The sequence below is a fragment of the Mycobacterium sp. NGS19 genome (assembly GCF_059813155.1).
Genome location: NZ_JCALEB010000004.1, coordinates 301,383 through 317,845, shown reverse-complemented (window position 1 = coordinate 317,845; position 16,463 = coordinate 301,383). Strand labels below are relative to the sequence as shown.

Genomic DNA, 16,463 nt, shown 5'->3' with positions numbered 1-16,463 from the left:
AAATTCCGCCCGGAATCCGCAGTGGGCTCACGCTCGGCGACGGGTCAGGCGAGTACTTGATTGCCTGACTCCTCAACGCGGCTCGTCCCTCGCCGCTTGATCGTCGTCAGGCGGTCTTGATTGCCTGACTCCTCAACGCGGCTCGTCCCTCGCCGCTTGATCGTCGTCAGGCGGTCTTGTCGCGACGTTCTTGTCGCGACGGCTTGCGCGGCACGATCGTCGGCAACACGTTGTCCTGCACGGTTTCCTTGGTGACGACCACCTTCGCGACGTCGTCGCGGCTGGGGATGTCGTACATCACCGGCAGCAGCACTTCTTCCATGATCGCGCGCAGCCCGCGAGCACCGGTGCCGCGGTGGATGGCCTGATCCGCGATGGCCTCGAGCGCGTCCTGGGTGAACTCCAGCTCGACGCCGTCCATCTCGAAGAGCTTGGTGTACTGCTTCACCAACGCGTTCTTCGGCTTGGACAGGATCTGCACCAGCGAGTCCTTGTCCAGGTTGGTCACCGAGGCCACCACCGGGAGGCGGCCGATGAACTCGGGAATCAGCCCGTACTTGATCAGGTCCTCGGGCATGACTTCGGCGAAGTGATCCTGGGTGTCGATCTCGGCCTTGGATTTGACCTCGGCGCCGAACCCGAGCCCGCGTTTGCCCACCCGATCGGAGACGATCTTCTCCAGCCCCGCGAATGCGCCGGCCACGATGAACAACACGTTGGTCGTGTCGATCTGGATGAACTCCTGGTGCGGATGCTTGCGTCCGCCCTGGGGCGGCACCGACGCCTGGGTACCTTCCAGAATCTTGAGCAGCGCCTGCTGTACGCCCTCACCGGAGACGTCGCGCGTGATCGACGGGTTCTCGCTCTTGCGCGCGATCTTGTCGACCTCGTCGATGTAGATGATCCCGGTTTCGGCGCGCTTGACGTCGTAGTCGGCGGCTTGGATGAGCTTGAGCAGAATGTTCTCGACGTCCTCGCCGACGTAGCCGGCCTCGGTCAGCGCGGTGGCGTCGGCGATCGCGAACGGCACGTTGAGCATTTTGGCCAGCGTCTGCGCCAGATACGTCTTGCCACAACCGGTGGGGCCCAGCATGAGAATGTTGGACTTGGCCAGTTCGACGGGCTCGGAGCGGGAGTCGCGACTCTTCTCCCCGGCCTGGATGCGCTTGTAGTGGTTGTACACGGCGACGGCCAGCGTCCGTTTGGCGTTGTCTTGGCCGATCACGTAGCCCTCGAGGAACTCGCGGATTTCGGCCGGTTTGGGTAGCTCGTCGAGCTTGACGTCGTCGGCGTCGGCCAGTTCCTCTTCGATGATCTCGTTACACAGGTCGATGCACTCGTCGCAGATGTACACGCCAGGGCCAGCGATCAGCTTCTTGACCTGTTTTTGGCTCTTGCCACAGAACGAGCACTTCAGCAGGTCACCGCCGTCTCCAATGCGCGCCATGGTGGTCGGGTCCTACTTCCTGTCGCCGTCGTCAGTTCTCTATGTTCCGTGTCGTTTCGACGTCGTATCGGACGTCTGCTCCGACGCTACCCGCTTGATCGGCCGGGGTGCGACCCATCGAGCGAATCGCGTCAGTGGTATTTGTTACGCGGGCGGGGGCCGGCGCTGCACTGAAACATATCCTCTGTCCGGGCGGACGGCGCGTTGTACCGCAGACCGTGTCCTGGGCGTGTCGTGGCCGCAACCCGCGCGCGACGTCACGACGCAGAAAGTCAGGCCGTCTGCGCCGACAGTTTGCGGTATTCCAGCACCGTGTCGATGATCCCGTAGTCCTTCGCATCTTCGGCAGTCAGGATCTTGTCGCGGTCGGTGTCCTTGCGGATCACTTCTGGATCTTTGCCGGTGTGACGCGCCAGCGTGTGCTCCATCAGCTTGCGCATCCGCTCGATCTCCGCAGCTTGGATCTCCAAGTCGGAGAACTGACCCTGGATCACCCCGGCCAGCGCCGGCTGGTGGATCAGCACCCGCGCATTGGGCAGAGCCATCCGCTTGCCGGGCGTGCCGGCGGCCAACAGCACTGCGGCCGCCGACGCGGCCTGGCCCAGGCACACCGTCTGGATGTCGGCGCGCACGTACTGCATCGTGTCGTAGATCGCCATCAGTGACGTGAAGGAGCCGCCTGGCGAATTGATGTACATGGTGATGTCGCGGTCGGGATCCAGCGATTCCAGCACCAACAGCTGGGCCATGATGTCGTTGGCCGACGCGTCGTCAACCTGCACGCCGAGGAAGATGATGCGTTCCTCGAACAGCTTGTTGTACGGGTTGGATTCCTTGATGCCGAAGCTCGAGTGCTCGATGAACGACGGGAGGATGTAGCGAGCTTGCGGCTGATTCACGGCTCCGCCGTGGGCCGGCTGCATGTGCGATGTCATTTGTCTAGTCCTGCTCCCGGTCCTGACCCGTTGACTTCGGCGCGGGTGATGATGTGGTCGACGAAGCCGTACTCCAGCGCCTCTTGGGCGGTGAACCAGCGGTCGCGGTCGGAGTCGGCGTAGATGCGCTCGATCGGCTGGCCGGTGAACTCCGCGTTGAGGCGGAACATCTCCTTTTTGATCACCGCGAACTGCTCGGCCTGGATTGCGATGTCCGCGGCGCTGCCGGTGACACCGCCGAGGGGCTGATGCATCAGGATCCGGGCGTGCGGCAGCGCGTAACGCTTGCCCTTGGTGCCCGCGGCGAGCAGGAACTGTCCCATCGAGGCGGCCATGCCCATCGCGTAGGTGGCGACGTCGCAGGGGGCCAGCACCATGGTGTCGTAGATCGCCATGCCGGCACTGATCGAGCCACCTGGTGAGTTGATGTAGAGGTGGATGTCCTTGGTCGGGTCCTCGGCGGCGAGCAGCAGAATCTGCGCGCACAACCGGTTGGCGATGTCGTCGTCGACCTGCGAGCCGAGGAAGATGATGCGCTCGGTCAGCAATCGCTCGTAGACCGAGTCCACCAGGTTGAGCCCCGGCGCGCTCGAACGCATGTCCGTCACAGCTGGTACCTGCTTTCTCGCTGCTCTGCTTGTTTCCTCGACACTAACCAACTCGCCGCGCCCCGCACTCCCGGCAAGGCGCCGGTTCGCTCTCAGCGTGACTGGTCGTCGTCGGCCGCGTCGTCTTCGTCGTCTTCTGCTTCACCGGCGCCGGCCTCGTCCGCCTCCGATTCTGCCTGCTGGCGCGGACCGAAGAACTCGTCGGTGTCGATGACGTTGCCGTCGCTGTCTTTGACGGTCGCGCTGTGCACTATCGCGGCGAGCGCCTTGCCCCGCCGCACGTCGGCGTACATCGCCGGCAGCTGGTTGTTCTGCTGGAGGAACTGAAGCAACTGCTGCGGCTCGACGCCGTACTGACGGGCCTGCAGCACCAGCCGCTCGGTGAGGTCCTCCTGGCCGACCTCGATGCCGAGCTGATCGGCGATCGCGTCAATGAGCAGTTGGGTCTTGATCCCCTTTTCGGCGTTCTGGCGTGCTTCCGCTTCGAACTGCTCGCGGCTGCTGCCCTGCTCGGCCAGCGCCTCGGCCAGCCGGTCCTCGTCGTGGTCCAGGCCGTGCAGCGCATTGTGCACTGCCTCGTCGACCTGAGCTTGGACGATGTTCTCCGGCAGCGGCACCTCCACCTGCCCCAGCAGCGTCTCGATCGCGGCGTCGCGGATCTTCTCCGCCTGCTGAATACGCTTCACCCGCGCCACCTGCTCGCGCAGGCTGGCCTTCAGCTCGTCGATCGTGTCGAATTCGCTTGCCAGTTGCGCGAATTCGTCGTTGGGCTCGGGCAGCTCGCGCTCCTTGACCGACTTCACGGTCACGGTCACCTGCGCTTCCTTGCCCGCGTGCTCGCCCGCGGCCAGCGTGGTGGTGAACACGCGCGACTCACCGGCCGTCAATCCGACGATCGCCTCGTCCAGCCCCTCGATCAGCTGCCCGGAGCCGACCTCATGCGACAGGCCCTCGGTGGCGGCTTCCGGAACCTCCTCGCCGTCGACGGTGGCGGTCAGGTCGATGGAGACGAAGTCGCCGTTCTGCGCCGGGCGGTCGACACCGGTGAGCGTGCCGAAGCGGGTCCGCAGCGACTGCAACTCGGCGTCGACGTCCTCGTCGGTCACTTCGAACGGGTCGACGGTGATGGTCAGCGTGCTCAAATCGGGCAACTCGATCTTGGGCCGCACGTCCACCTCTGCGGTGAACACCAGTTCGTCGCCGTCCTCGATCTTCGTGATCTCGATTTCGGGCTGGCCGATCGGCTGCACGTCCGAGGACGTGACGGCCTCGCTGTAGCGACTGGGCAGCACGTCGTTGACCACCTGCTCGAGGATCGCGCCCCGGCCGATGCGTGCCTCCAGCAACTTCGCGGGCGCCTTACCGGGCCGGAAGCCGGGTAGCCGAACTTGCTGCGCGAGCTGCTTGTAGGCACGGTCGAAGTCGGGCTGCAGCTCGGTGAACGGCACCTCCACGTTGATCTTGACCCGGGTGGGGCTCAGCTGCTCGACGGTGCTCTTCACGTGCTCATGGCTCCTTGATTGGGTAGTCAGCTCCAGTCGGGGTGACAGGATTTGAACCTGCGGCCTTCCGCTCCCAAAGCGGATGCGCTACCAAGCTGCGCTACACCCCGAATCCAGTAACCAGGCGATCCTACGGCTCGCTTGGCGTGGTGCGCGAAGGCACCGTACAGTGCCATCGTTGCTGCACTGCGGGTGTAGCTCAGTGGTAGAGCCCTAGCCTTCCAAGCTAGTTACGCGGGTTCGATTCCCGTCACCCGCTCCGAACGCCGGGCCCGGTGATCGTCCAGAGCGACGTTTCGCAGAAGAAGTGCGAGAAGAGCCCTGCAAAACGTCGCTTTCGGCGCAGCCTTGCGCTGGGGCATCGTCGGTACTGTGGACGCCATGAACGCCGCGCTACTCGTCATCCTCGTCTTGGTGATCGCGGCGATCGCCTGGGCGGTCATCGGCTCCTCGCGAGCGTCGCGCCGTCGCACCGAAGCCACGCTGGCCGACGCCAAAGCAGACGCGCGCCGGCTCATCGAGCGGCTCGGTGGCCAGGTGCTCAACCTGACGGCCACCGACGATGCAGCCAAGCAGGCCCTGGCTGACGCGTCGGAGCGCTACACCGCAGCCTCGTCGCAGATCGAGCAGGCCACCACTGTGAAGCAGGCCCAACTGGCAAAGGAGAGCGCGCTCGAAGGGCTCTACTATGTGCGCGCCGCGCGGCAGGCGATGGGCATGGACCCGGGCCCCGAGCTCGAGTCACTGAACGGGCAGCGCGCCGCCGGCGCGGTCACCGAAGACCGTCGGGTGCAGGTGGAAGGCCGCGAGATCGAAGCATCGCCCACGCCGTCTCCGCGCACGCCGAACTACTACCCCGGCGGCACCGTCGCCGGCCATCCGGTGCCGGCAGGCTGGTACTCCGAGCCGTGGTGGAAGACGGCGCTGGTGGCCGGCGCGTGGGGTGTCGGCTCGATGCTGGTGTTCGATGCGCTGTTCTCCGGGATGCACGGCGTCGGCTACGACAACGCGTACGACAGCGGATACGACGCCGGCTTCGACGCCGCTGAGGCCCAGGACGCCGGCAACTGGGACAACAGCGGCTGGGACAGCGGGGTCGGTGACAGCAGCGGCTGGGGCGACTTCGGCGGCGGCGATTTCGGGGGCGGAGACTTCGGCGGCGGCTTCGGCGACTTCTGAGCCGGTTTCACTTCACGTCGCCGGTTTCCGGGTCGGCGATTGTCAGCACCGCGTCGGCGATGTGCGGGTCGGATTCCAGTTCCCGCTCCAGGCGTCGAAGAGTATGGGCGACGCTCGATTCCACGTCGTTGCCGACGAGATCCACACTGGCGACGACAAACAGGCGCTTCGGTCCGACGAACACCAGACGGATGAACCGGACATCGACGACCTGGGGCAGGTCCTTGATGCGCGCCACGACGGCGTCGCGCAGTTGATCAGAGGCCGGCTCGCCGGTGATGAATCGGCGGTTGCGGTCGATCAGCACCACGGCGATCACACCCAGCAGCACACCGACGAGGATCGAACCGATCGCGTCCCACATTGCGTTGCCGGTCAACTGGTGCAGTCCGATGCCGGCGAAGGCGATCACGATCCCGATCACCGCAGCGCTGTCCTCGGCGAACACCGCCCGCGTCGTCGGATCGGACGTGGCAAGCGCATGCTGCAGGAGGTCGCGGTGGTACAGCCGCGCCTCACCCCGCAGTTGCCGCACGGCCTGAAGGAACGAAATGCCCTTCAGCACAAGCGCAATGGCCAACACGACGTAGGCAGGAAGGTAGTCACCCCGCTCGGATTCGCCGCGGAGAAGTTCGGTGATCCCGTGCCAGATCGACACCGAAGCCCCCACCACGAACAGGCCCACAGCCGCTAGCAGCGACCAGACATAGGCTTCACGGCCGAAGCCCAGCGGATGACGGGCGTCGGGAGGCCGCCTGCTGCGGCGGTCGGCGACCAACAGAAACACCTGGTTTCCGGTGTCAGCCCAGGAGTGCGCCGCCTCGGCCATCATCGATGCCGAACCGGAAAGCCCGGTGGCGATCGTCTTGGCAGCCGCGATCAAGCCGTTGGCCACAAGTGCGATGATCACGGTGCGGGTGCTCTCGTTGGAGTCCGCCGCAGGGGCGATCTGATCGTTCGTCACCGGCGCCGAATTCCCAATTGCCTGTCCTTCCAATCAGCGTGCGCCATGGTCGTCGCTGCCGCGTTTCGCCGAAAAGCGGTACTGATGTGCGATACCGTCTGCCTACCTTCCGCGCGGCCCTGAGGGGACCAATGGACTATCCCTGGGAATTGGTGCTCGACCACAGCTATAAGGGCGTGCCCGGTGTGATATTCGACCAGTCTCCCGCGCGGGCTGGCCATGACACAGCACACCGCATCGCCGACACGGATTTCCTTGTCGACGGCAGTGCGCCGCGTTCGGGCGCGGTTCGCATGCGCGGCGCGGACAGCGCGATCGCCGTCCACCTGCCGTTCCAGTGGAGAGTGGTCGGTGGTGTGGCGGTCGACATCGTCTGCTCCCGAGATGTTCTCGATCAGCCCGGCACGCTGATCGAAAGCGAGTCGTTCAATCTGGCGGTAAGGGCTCCGCGAAAATTCGACGGGTTTGTCCAAACCCAAGACCGCAGCGTCGGTTTCGGTGGGGATGAGCCGGTCAGCGTCGACGTCGGCGACTGGGTCACTGTCAGCTTGTTCTACGACGGCTGGCAGTTCCTCGACGTCTCGATCGATGGCCAGCTGGTCCTCAGTTTTCCGGACCGGGGCGGATATACCCCACTGATCGCCGGCCAGCGGATCGCTATTGGCAACCGGCTCAACGGATCCGATGGCGTCCGCACGGTGATCGACGACGTCAAGATCTGGCGGCTGAACCCACGGGCAATCGACGAGAACGTGCGACGCCGACCGGTGTTTGGAACGGTGAGCCACTGCTGGGCGGACTGGGGCAGGCAACTTGTGCTGGCACTCAAAGACGATCGGGAGTGTGCTCTGGAATTGCGTCGCCTGATAGAGGCAGCGACGAATGCGCTTCGCGGTGTGGTGCACACGGACGAGGCCTTCGACCGTTGGGAGTCAGGCGCTCGTGATTACGCGACGGCATGGTCGACCAACAAGCTCCACAAGATTCCGCCGATAGCCACGGCCATGTTGGGTTGGCTGCGCGAGCAGGGAGTCGAGCCGATGGACCTGCCGGAAATTCAAGCGCTGCTCGCAAGCAAGTGCTTGAAGAAGGTGATCGACCGTACGTTTTCGCCGCTCGCTTGTGACCCGGCATTTGGCAACATGATCGTCGGAATCGCACAGGGCTACTGACATGCCGAGTATCAGTATCACCTCGGGCAGCGGCACCGGGGACGCCGCGATCTTCCTTACCGACACCGCCCATGTCGACGCCGACACCGTGGTGTTCGTCTTCGTCACCAGCGCCCGGGCGGCCCTCCTGCCGGCCGTTCCGGCCAAGCCGACCGTGACATTCGCTGGCGTGACACTCAAAGAGATCCAGACCGCCAATACCGACGACCGTCGGCTGACGTGCTACCAGCTCGTCCCGGTAGGGGCCGAAACATCGCAATTCACAATCGATTTCGGCGGCGAGAAGCAAGATTACTGCGCCTGGTCGGCCTTCGCCTTTGTCAACGCCGCTCTCGCGGATCCTGTCGTGCAGGCAATTGCCGCGAGCGATCAAGCCACCACTGCCGCTACCGTCGCGTTGCCTCCCCCGACACCGGCCGACCACCAACTCTGCGCCGCCGCGATCGCGTTGTCGTCGAGCCAAACTGTCGCCGTCGCAGGCACTTTGACTCAAGTTCACCAGCTACCTGTGACACAGGGGGTGCTCGCCAAATCGGCAGTCCTGCAATCGGCCGCCGCCGACGACGTACCGCCGAGTGTCAGCTGGACATGGCCCACCCCGGCCGACGTGGCCGCCATCGCGCTCGAAATCAAGGTTCGCACTGGTGATCCCGGCGCGACGCATCCCGACGAGCCGCTGATCCGCCGCTTCGAGCCGATCCTGGTGCTGCATCCCAGGGAGAAGTACGTGCCGGTCAACGTCAAGCGCTTCGTGGAAAGTGCCGCTCTGTGGTCAGCCGGATCTCCGGCCGACGACAAGTCGCGTTGGGGTGGTGCCGCGAGTGCTGCGTTCCCACGCGAACCCAAAGTCGTTGCGGGTCAGCTCACCGCCGTGCCGGAAGCGAGCGGCACCTTCCTGGGCAACGCGCTCGCCGGCGAGAACCAGGAGCACTTCCTGGAACTCGGCGGCTGGAAAGACGTGGCGGGGTCGCACGAGAGCGGCGTGACGAGCACCAGTGTCAACGTCTACTCCGATCGCGACGCCATCAAGACCGCCTACGACGGCGCGCTCGAGGACTCTCGCTTTTGGTACCACGCTGAGGTTTTCGACCAGAATCGACTGACCAGGCTGGCCTCGCGCAGCGCCGCGCCGAATCTGAAACCGATCGTGAACAAGCTGCACAATCCGAAGCTGTTGTGCTATTACTTCTTCTTCCCCGCCCACGAGCAGTCGGTCGCATGCAGCGAGATGTCCGGCGCCGAGGTGTCCAGCCACGCCGGGGACTGGCAGTGCATCGCCGTCATGCTCGAGGGCGACGGCACCGGCGACCTGGAAGGCTACACGCCAAAATACCTGGGGCTCACCGGGTCTCGGCCGGCGCCAGGTGACAGCGGCTACCCCGCTCATCAGTTCGACGACGAAAACCGGACCGCCATGACGGTGCGCACATGGAGCGGATCAGACACCCCGGATACCGTTCGGGGCCACCCGAGATTCTATGTTGCACTGGGTACGCATAGCCTCAACCTGCAGCCGGGCAACCACGACGTCGACCCGTATCCGGCATCGGAAGAACCTCAGGGCTGCGGCGCATTCGACGGACCGGGCCTGGTGCCACCACCGCCGCCGCCGGGACCGGACCCGTCTGGAGACGACGGCAGTCCCGGTCGGGTCCTCGAGGGACTGGCCGCATGGCTCGCCAAGATTGTGGCCGGCGCGAAGGCCGGTGCGGCGGTGGGCGGAATCCCCGGTTCGGCAGCGGCCGGCTGGGCCGGGTTCGCCTCAGGGATCTATGAATTCATCGATGCCGCCAGCGGCTCGTTCGCCGGTCCGGATATCCCACGCCCCTCTGCGGACACCCCGACACCGGACAACGGCCCCGACGAGCCGACGTCGGGACGGACGATCCGCCCGAAAGACCTGCCGATACCCGGCATCACCGACGTAGTCGACTGGAACTCGGCGCAAGCAGCGACCGTCCTGTCCCAGCCCGGCCGCACCTACGACTACATCGTCGACCGCTCCATCCAGACCTGGTGGCCCAGCGACGACGAGGAGGGCGGTTTTCACGGCCGGTGGGGCCAGCGCGTCACCAACGACAGTCTTGGCCGCCGCGCGGGGCCACGCTTCCCCGATTACGTTCGGATGATGCTGTTGGCGCTGGCCGATGGTGCCAACCGCGACATCTTCCCGGAGCTGCACACCGCTGACGGCTAGCTCTGACAGGCCGGGCACCAGAACACGTTGCGGCCCTCGACCACGGCCGTGTGTACCTTTTCGCCGCATACCCTGCACGCCTCACCGGCGCGGCGATACACGTACGTCCGCGGCCGGCCCGGCCGATACGACGGTGCACCATGGTCATGTTCCGGACGCACGACGTGGATCTTGCCGCGCCGGTATCCGACTTTCATCAGCTCCACCAGGTCGGCCCACATCGACTCGAACTCACTCGCGTCGATGGTCCGGCCCGGACGGTAAGGATCGATGCCGTGCCGATACAGCAGCTCGTTGCGGTACACGTTGCCCACGCCGGCGATCACCGCTTGATCCATCAGCAGGGCACCAATTGGCCGCTGCGACTTGGTGATTCGGCTCCACGCGCGGGCGGGGTCGGCGTCGCGTTGCAACGGGTCGGGACCGAGCCGGGCGATCACCGCGTCCATCTGTGCCTCGTCGATCACCTCACATGCCGTCGGCCCGCGAAGATCGGTGCCGAAGTCGACGCCCACCATGCGCATCCGCACTTCGCCCACCGGCAGCGGCATCGGCACCTCCGACTCGGAAAACGACCCGTAGAGACCGAGGTGCACATGCACGATCGGCCCCCCGGCGTAGTGGTGGAACAGGTGCTTGCCGTAGGCGGTGGCCCGCTTGAGCACGCGGCCGTCGACAATCGCTGCGCCGTCGGCGAATCGGCCCTGCGGGCTGGATACCGCGACGGGGCGCCCGCCGAGTTTGCGTTGGTGCAACCGGGCCAGCCGGTGCAGCGTGTGGCCTTCGGGCACTAGGCCCCCGGCACGGGCGGCGCCTCGTGCGTGCGCTCGTACTCGGCCAGAATGTCGATACGGCGTTGGTGCCGTTCGGCTTTCGACCACGGGGTGGACAAGAACGCGTCGACGATTGCCAGCGCCTGCTCGACGGTGTGCATGCGCGCGCCGATCCCGATCAGCTGGGCGTCGTTGTGCTCGCGGGCCAGCGACGCCGTCTCGGTGCTCCAGGCCAGTGCGCAGCGCACACCAGGCACCTTGTTGGCGGCGATCTGCTCGCCGTTGCCTGAGCCGCCGATCACGATGCCGAGGCTGCCCGGGTCGTTGACGGTGCGTTCGGCCGCCGCGATGCAAAACGCCGGGTAGTCGTCGTCGGCGTCGTACGAGTAGGCGCCGCAGTCGATCGGCTCGTGGCCGCTGCGTTTCAAGTGGTCGACGATCGCCTGCTTGAGTTCGAATCCGGCATGGTCACAGCCGAGGTAGACGCGCATGGCGCCGAGCCTATCGGTCAGTCGAACTGCGGCGGCTCGGTGCGGGTGCGCTTCAGTTCCCAGAAGTGGGGGTAAGAGGCGAACGTCACCGATGCGTCCCACAGCTTGCCCGCGTCCTCGCCGCGAGGAATGCGCGACAGCACTGGGCCGAAGAACGCGACGCCGTTGACGTGGATGGTCGGGGTGCCGACGTCTTCGCCGACCGCGTCCATGCCGGCGTGGTGGCTCTTGCGCAGCGCCTCGTCGTAGCGGTCGGTGGTGGCGGCTTCGGCGAGTTCGGCGGGCAGGCCGACTTCGGCGAGCGACTCGGAGATGACGGCGTCGAGGTGTTTGTTGCCTTGATTGTGAATGCGGGTGCCCATCGCGGTGTACAGCGGCGCGAGCACCTCGGAGCCCTTGGCCTGCTCGGCAGCGATGAGCACGCGCACCGGCTTGAACGCATCCTTGAGCTTCTCCCGATACTCGTCCGGCACGTCCTTCTTCTCGTTGAGCACCGCGAGGCTCATCACGTGGAAGTTGGCCTCGATGTCGCGGACCTTCTCCACCTCGAGGATCCAGCGCGAGGTGATCCAGCACCACGGGCACAGCGGGTCGAACCAGAAATCGGCAACAGACTTCTCGGGCATAGCGGTCCTCTCGGATAGGCGTGATCCAAGTCTTCCACCGACACAACCGTGAGCCGACGGAGCCTGTTCCCGACCGCCGACCCAGTACGGTGGTGCGGCGCCACCGCCGGCCAACCGCCGGCAGATGGCGAGTGTGCCGGTCGATCGAGCCGCGTTCTACTCGCTTCGTTATTGCCTCTGTATGACGACGCGAGGCACAGCTCAAACCGTGGAAGGCGAATTCGCAATTGCAATCACCGTGACGGTCGCGTCATCGAAATTTGTGACGTAGAGCCGATTGCCGCTGGCGGCGATCCTGTACGGGCTCAAGCCCGTAGCCACCGTGTCGGTGCTACTGGTCGTCGGGTCGACATCTACTACCATGTTGGTCGCCGTGTCGATGACTGTCACGCTGTTGTCGTTCAAGCTGGTCACGTAGAGCCGGTCTCCGACGAGCGCCATGCCGCCTGCGGAGGGGACGCTGATTGAGTCGATTGCGCCGGTGGATGAATCGATGTCTATGACGGTGTTGTATCCGACGCTAGCGGGGTCGATGTCAACCACTGTCACACTGTTGTCGGCGTAATCGCTGATGTACAGACGAGTCGCGGTGGCGACCATGTCCTGCGTGTTTCTGACGTTTGCGTCGGCACCGTACTTGATCGACGCGACTACCGTGCGGTAGTTAGGGCTGTCGGGGTTGACATCGATCACACTGACCGCCCGCTCGAATTCATCGCCGACATACAGGCGATCTCCGCTCGACGTTATGGAGTTCGCGAGCCGAGCGTCGCCTGGCTGGCTCAGGAAAATAGTGCCGACGTCGGTGTTGTAGGTCGGGCTCGCAGGATTGATGTCGAAGACCTCAACCGCGCCGTTTTCCCCCGCGTAGAGGTAGTCCCCAACCGCATGTATCGACCCCATGAACCCTCCTGTGTTTGGCTCATCGAGGAGGGTCTCGACTGCAGGGTCCCCGGGATTGTTGGGGTCGGTGTCGACCACCCAAACGTTGTACCCGCCAGCGACATAAACGCGGTTGCCCACCGCCACGACGCCGTCGGGGAAGCCTCCGCTGGGACCGTCCACTCGCACAGTCCCAACGACCGTCCCGTAGGTCGGACTAGATGGGTCGACGTCAACAATTGCAACCTGGTCCAAGCCGTCGGACACATACAGTCGGTTGTCGACCACCACCGCATTCCTTGCGCGATCCTGAGCGTCAGTCAGATCCAAGGTGTCCACGACGACAGCGGCGCTTGGGCTGATGTTGACCGTGCCTTCGCGTGTCACTTGGTTCTTGCCATCGCTCACGGTAACGGTGAATGTGTCCGCGTCAGGCCCCGTGCCGTACGCCGCGATGCGCGCGTCTGGGGTTGGTGTGTACGTAGCGATGTACACGCCGCTGTTCAGGTAGTCCGGATTCGAGATCGTTCCTGTTGTCGGTTGCTGTGTGATCGAGACGGTAATGGGGTCGCCGTTCGGCGGCTCCACGCCATTGCGGTCTCTGACGGTTATGAAGACAGTCACCGCGCCGTCCTGGTTCGGCGCCGTCGAATCGACCGACACCTCCGGTGCGACGTTCAGCGCACTGATCGGCACAGTCACCGGGACCTCGGCGACGCGGTAGCCGTCGTTGACGAAGACCGTGAAGCTGTCCTGCGTCGGCCCGGTGTGGTAGTCGATGCGGCTCTGTTCAGTCGGCGTATAGGTGACGCTGTAGGTGCCATCGCCGTTCGCGACCACCGCCACGTCGCCATGTTGTGCTTTGCTGGTCGTGACGATCGCCGAATTGCCCTCGGGATCTCCCACTGTCACCGTCACGGGGACGGCGCCCGTCGCATCGCTGATGTGTGCCTGGTCGACTACCGCTGTGGGTTGCGGCGCCTTCGCGTTCTCCCCCGCTACGAGAGAGATCACCGTGACATTGTTGTCCGCCGCATCGTCGACGAACAGGCGCTTGCCATCGGCGCTGATCGCGGCGAGGTTGAGCGACGACGGAGTGGAAGGGTCGGGCGGGGCATCGAAATGAATTGTCGTGATGACCTGATTGGACGTGGTGTCTACCACTGACACAGTGTCGTCGCTCGAATTCGTGACATACGCCACCGTGCCGTCCGGGCTGAATACGATGGAGGAGGGGCTGGCGCCGACGGCCACCGTGCCGACGACGTGATAGTTGGTGCTGTCGATCACTGTCACCGAGCCGTCTGTGCTGTTGGAGACATAGATGCGGTCGCCGCTTGCCGCCACTGCGAACGGGGCGCCGCCCACGGAGATCCCTTGGACGCCAGGCGTATTCGTGTCAGTGTCGACGACTTGGTGCGTCTGGAGATTGATCACGCTCACAGTGTTGTCGCCTGAGTTCGCCACGAAGAGCTTGTCGCCGTTGACGGCCAGTCCCAGAGGTCGGGCGCCCACCGGAATCGGGGCGATGCCGGCGGCCGGGCTGTCGGCGGGGGTGTCGATCACCGTCACCGTATTATCGCTGACGTTGCTGATGTAGGCCTTATTGCCGGCGGCAGCGATTTGTACCGAGTTGGTGGCTACCGGAATACGCGCCACTTCTTTATTCGTCGTTGTGTCGACGACCCCGACATAACCGGCTGGCGAGGCGACGTAGAGCTTCGTGCCGTTGACAGCGATGAATCCCGGGTATTGGGTGACCGAGATGGGAGTGGCGCCAGCAACGGAATCGTCCGTGTCGACCGGCTCCAGAGTGTCGGCATTGAACACAGACACTGTGCCGCTCAACTGGTTCGCGACATACAGCCTGTCGCCAACCGTAACGATTCCTATCGGCTGGTTTCCAGTCGACGCAGTCGCAGGAGAAACCTCGAAATGCGTTGGCGTCACGACGATCTGGTCGACGACCACCGGCACCGGAGGGTGCTGCGGGTCGGCGACCGAGAAGGTGAAGCTGTCGGTCTCATCGGCCTCAGTGAGTCCTGCCTTGATGCTTCCCGCTTGCGTCGGCGTGTAGGTGTAGTTGACCTGTCGGGTTGTCGCGTCCACCTGGGAGACGGTGTAATCGAGTCTGCCGTAGTCCGGCTGGTCCGCCACAGCGACCGTCACGTCGTTCACGTGGGGATCACTGACGCGGAATGATCCGCCAAATGACCCGTCGGCGTTCGGAGTTCCGCGAACTGGCTGGCCCACAGCCGGAGCTGTATCGGCCGCCGGCAGCGTCACTGTCACGGTTTTCGTGGAAACGTGGCCGCCGTTGGGCTTGAGGAAACCTAAGAGCCCGTGCAGGTGAAAGTTCGTGTTGTCGTTGGCCTTCACGGTGAACGTGTCTGTGCCGGTGGCACCAGGATCGGGCTTGTAGGTCAAGCTGTGCCCGTCGGAATTGACCGTGACCGTGCCTTTGGCACCGTTTGTAGCGCTGTATATCAAGCGGTCGCCGTCGGTGTCGGTCTCGTTCAGCGTTATCTTGATGTTGCCCAAGGCATCTGGCGTACCGACAGTCGGCGAGATGTTCGGCGACTGGTTGTTGAACGAGCGGCGCACCCAACCAAGAACCGCCCACAACAGCGGATGCTGGGGTGCAGGAGCGGCCGGTGACGGCGCGAGCAGCGGCGACAGCACCGCGCTCATCAGCGTCCCCATGACTCCAGTGGCTCCGGGGGTCGCCAGCGTCGGCTGGGTTGCCTGCGCTTGTGTCACAGGCGTTGCGGCGGCCGTCGCGAACGACGTCGGCACAACTGCTGAAGTGGCCGTCGCCGAGGAGGACGGCGACTGTGGTGCGGCGAACTTCAGCACTCCCGGCTCGGCGCTTCGGGCGTTGCCGGCCAGGGTCGTCTGCGTCGTAAGAGCGTCGACGTCGGCTGCGGGCTTGGACGGGTCTGATGACCCGGTGAGCGCAACAGCAGGGCCGCGGTTGAATTGCCTCTGCCTCGCTGGCTGTTCGTGGGTTCGGTTCAATTTAGGAAGCGCCGCCGTCGGGAGCACTGGCTCGGCAAGCGAATCATCCGTCGACACAGGCGGATTCGGCAAGGACACCGGTGACTGCAGTGACGAAGGAGGTTGTGCGCCGACGTCGAACGCCACGACGGGCTGCTTGTCCTTTTCGGAGGCGGTGACGTCGGGACCTGTTGGGGCGTTGGCGGCAGGAGCGCCTGCTTTTCCGTCGGTGTCGTGGTCGTCGACTGAGGTGTTCAGAGCACCCGGGCTGCTGACCGCGGTCCCGGAGTCGGGTGTATTGGTCGGGCCTGACGGCGACTGCCTCGGGGGTTTCTTGTGCGGGTTCCACTTGCCGGGCTTCTGCAGCGGGGGAAGCGACCGGTGCTTCTGGCTCGGCGGCGTGTTGGCAGCCGGCCCGGGCGAGGTGCCCGGGCTGGAGTCCTCGCCACCCGGCGAGGCCGGCGAGGTCGAGTTCTCGGGGCTGGCCCAGGCCACACCAGGTGTGCTGGCAATCGCCGCCCCAACGCCGAGCGCGACGGCCAATGCGCCGACTCGACCGATGTACCGCGCATAAGTTGTGCCGCCCGCGCTGCGGTGAGCTTTGCTAGAGACGGCCCGGTGCGACCCCTTTGTCGATGCCATGCTGAACTCCCAAGATTCTGCGACGCGACCTGCCAACCACTGTTTGGG

General features: G+C 64.8%; 13 protein-coding genes and 2 tRNA genes. 5 read left to right on the top strand and 10 right to left on the bottom strand.

The genetic code is table 11. The annotated features are described in order from the left end of the window. Nucleotides 1-166: 166 nt before the first annotated feature. The 5 genes from clpX to AC5Y4N_RS14630 form a co-directional block, all read right to left on the bottom strand. Complete coding sequence (gene clpX / locus AC5Y4N_RS14650; protein WP_499908746.1) at nt 167-1,447, bottom strand: ATP-dependent Clp protease ATP-binding subunit ClpX; 1,281 nt, start codon at nt 1,445-1,447, stop codon at nt 167-169. A gap of 272 nt (nt 1,448-1,719) precedes the next feature. Then, on the bottom strand, nt 1,720-2,370 hold the full coding sequence (clpP2, locus tag AC5Y4N_RS14645) for an ATP-dependent CLP protease proteolytic subunit ClpP2 (protein ID WP_499909308.1): 651 nt from the start codon (nt 2,368-2,370) through the stop codon (nt 1,720-1,722). An 8-nt stretch (nt 2,371-2,378) separates the two neighbouring features. Further along, entirely contained in the window at nt 2,379-3,041 is a 663-nt protein-coding gene (locus AC5Y4N_RS14640) for an ATP-dependent Clp protease proteolytic subunit (protein ID WP_499908748.1), read from the bottom strand. Nucleotides 3,042-3,082: 41 nt separating this feature from the next. Beyond that, entirely contained in the window at nt 3,083-4,492 is a 1,410-nt protein-coding gene (gene tig / locus AC5Y4N_RS14635; protein WP_499908750.1) for a trigger factor, read from the bottom strand. Between the two features lie 36 nt (nt 4,493-4,528). Beyond that, nucleotides 4,529-4,602: transfer RNA gene (locus AC5Y4N_RS14630), tRNA-Pro, on the bottom strand. 78 nt (nt 4,603-4,680) lie between these two features. On the opposite strand from AC5Y4N_RS14630, the gene AC5Y4N_RS14625 reads away from it, so the two are divergent. Together AC5Y4N_RS14625 and AC5Y4N_RS14620 are read left to right on the top strand one after the other, a co-directional pair. Beyond that, nucleotides 4,681-4,751: transfer RNA gene (locus tag AC5Y4N_RS14625), tRNA-Gly, on the top strand. 122 nt (nt 4,752-4,873) lie between these two features. Continuing rightward, on the top strand, nt 4,874-5,671 hold the full coding sequence (locus tag AC5Y4N_RS14620; RefSeq protein ID WP_499908752.1) for a DUF1542 domain-containing protein: 798 nt from the start codon (nt 4,874-4,876) through the stop codon (nt 5,669-5,671). Nucleotides 5,672-5,678: 7 nt separating this feature from the next. Here the strand turns inward: AC5Y4N_RS14620 and AC5Y4N_RS14615 are convergent, their stop codons facing one another. After that, nucleotides 5,679-6,635 (bottom strand): cation diffusion facilitator family transporter, encoded by a 957-nt coding sequence (locus AC5Y4N_RS14615; protein WP_499908754.1) that lies wholly within the window; start codon nt 6,633-6,635, stop codon nt 5,679-5,681. Nucleotides 6,636-6,766: 131 nt separating this feature from the next. On the opposite strand from AC5Y4N_RS14615, the gene AC5Y4N_RS14610 reads away from it, so the two are divergent. Both AC5Y4N_RS14610 and AC5Y4N_RS14605 read left to right on the top strand, forming a co-directional pair. After that, nucleotides 6,767-7,807 (top strand): LamG-like jellyroll fold domain-containing protein, encoded by a 1,041-nt coding sequence (locus tag AC5Y4N_RS14610; RefSeq protein WP_499908756.1) that lies wholly within the window; start codon nt 6,767-6,769, stop codon nt 7,805-7,807. A gap of 1 nt (nt 7,808) precedes the next feature. Then, complete coding sequence (locus AC5Y4N_RS14605) at nt 7,809-10,004, top strand: hypothetical protein (protein WP_499908758.1); 2,196 nt, start codon at nt 7,809-7,811, stop codon at nt 10,002-10,004. Here AC5Y4N_RS14605 and AC5Y4N_RS14600 read toward each other — a convergent pair. The 4 genes from AC5Y4N_RS14600 to AC5Y4N_RS14585 form a co-directional block, all read right to left on the bottom strand. Next, nucleotides 10,001-10,795 carry an Fpg/Nei family DNA glycosylase gene (locus tag AC5Y4N_RS14600; protein ID WP_499908760.1) on the bottom strand — a complete coding sequence of 265 codons (795 nt, stop codon included), beginning with the start codon at nt 10,793-10,795 and terminating at the stop codon, nt 10,001-10,003. The two genes, AC5Y4N_RS14605 and AC5Y4N_RS14600, sit on opposite strands and share 4 nt — an antisense overlap. Further along, the gene (locus AC5Y4N_RS14595) at nt 10,795-11,268 is read right to left on the bottom strand and encodes a ribose-5-phosphate isomerase (RefSeq protein ID WP_499908762.1); all 474 of its coding nucleotides are present in this window, start codon (nt 11,266-11,268) and stop codon (nt 10,795-10,797) included. The genes AC5Y4N_RS14600 and AC5Y4N_RS14595 overlap by 1 nt, the downstream gene beginning before the upstream one ends. Nucleotides 11,269-11,285: 17 nt before the next feature. Next, nucleotides 11,286-11,894 (bottom strand): mycothiol-dependent nitroreductase Rv2466c family protein, encoded by a 609-nt coding sequence (locus AC5Y4N_RS14590; RefSeq protein WP_499908764.1) that lies wholly within the window; start codon nt 11,892-11,894, stop codon nt 11,286-11,288. A 201-nt stretch (nt 11,895-12,095) separates the two neighbouring features. Further along, nucleotides 12,096-15,920, bottom strand: a complete 3,825-nt coding sequence (locus tag AC5Y4N_RS14585) for an Ig-like domain-containing protein (protein ID WP_499908766.1) — start codon at nt 15,918-15,920, stop codon at nt 12,096-12,098. A 10-nt stretch (nt 15,921-15,930) separates the two neighbouring features. Between AC5Y4N_RS14585 and AC5Y4N_RS14580 the strand changes: the two genes are divergently transcribed. Continuing rightward, on the top strand, nt 15,931-16,347 hold the full coding sequence (locus AC5Y4N_RS14580; RefSeq protein ID WP_499908768.1) for a hypothetical protein: 417 nt from the start codon (nt 15,931-15,933) through the stop codon (nt 16,345-16,347). Nucleotides 16,348-16,463: the final 116 nt, after the last annotated feature.

Excerpts from the sequence above, each read along its gene's own strand:
- clpX (WP_499908746.1), bottom strand. The coding sequence starts at position 1,447 with ATGGCGCGCATTGGAGACGGCGGTGACCTGCTGAAGTGCTCGTTCTGT.
- AC5Y4N_RS14595 (WP_499908762.1), bottom strand. The coding sequence starts at position 11,268 with ATGCGCGTCTACCTCGGCTGTGACCATGCCGGATTCGAACTCAAGCAG.
- clpP2 (WP_499909308.1), bottom strand. The coding sequence starts at position 2,370 with ATGCAGCCGGCCCACGGCGGAGCCGTGAATCAGCCGCAAGCTCGCTAC.
- AC5Y4N_RS14605 (WP_499908758.1), top strand. The coding sequence starts at position 7,809 with ATGCCGAGTATCAGTATCACCTCGGGCAGCGGCACCGGGGACGCCGCG.
- AC5Y4N_RS14610 (WP_499908756.1), top strand. The coding sequence starts at position 6,767 with ATGGACTATCCCTGGGAATTGGTGCTCGACCACAGCTATAAGGGCGTG.
- AC5Y4N_RS14620 (WP_499908752.1), top strand. The coding sequence starts at position 4,874 with ATGAACGCCGCGCTACTCGTCATCCTCGTCTTGGTGATCGCGGCGATC.
- AC5Y4N_RS14590 (WP_499908764.1), bottom strand. The coding sequence starts at position 11,894 with ATGCCCGAGAAGTCTGTTGCCGATTTCTGGTTCGACCCGCTGTGCCCG.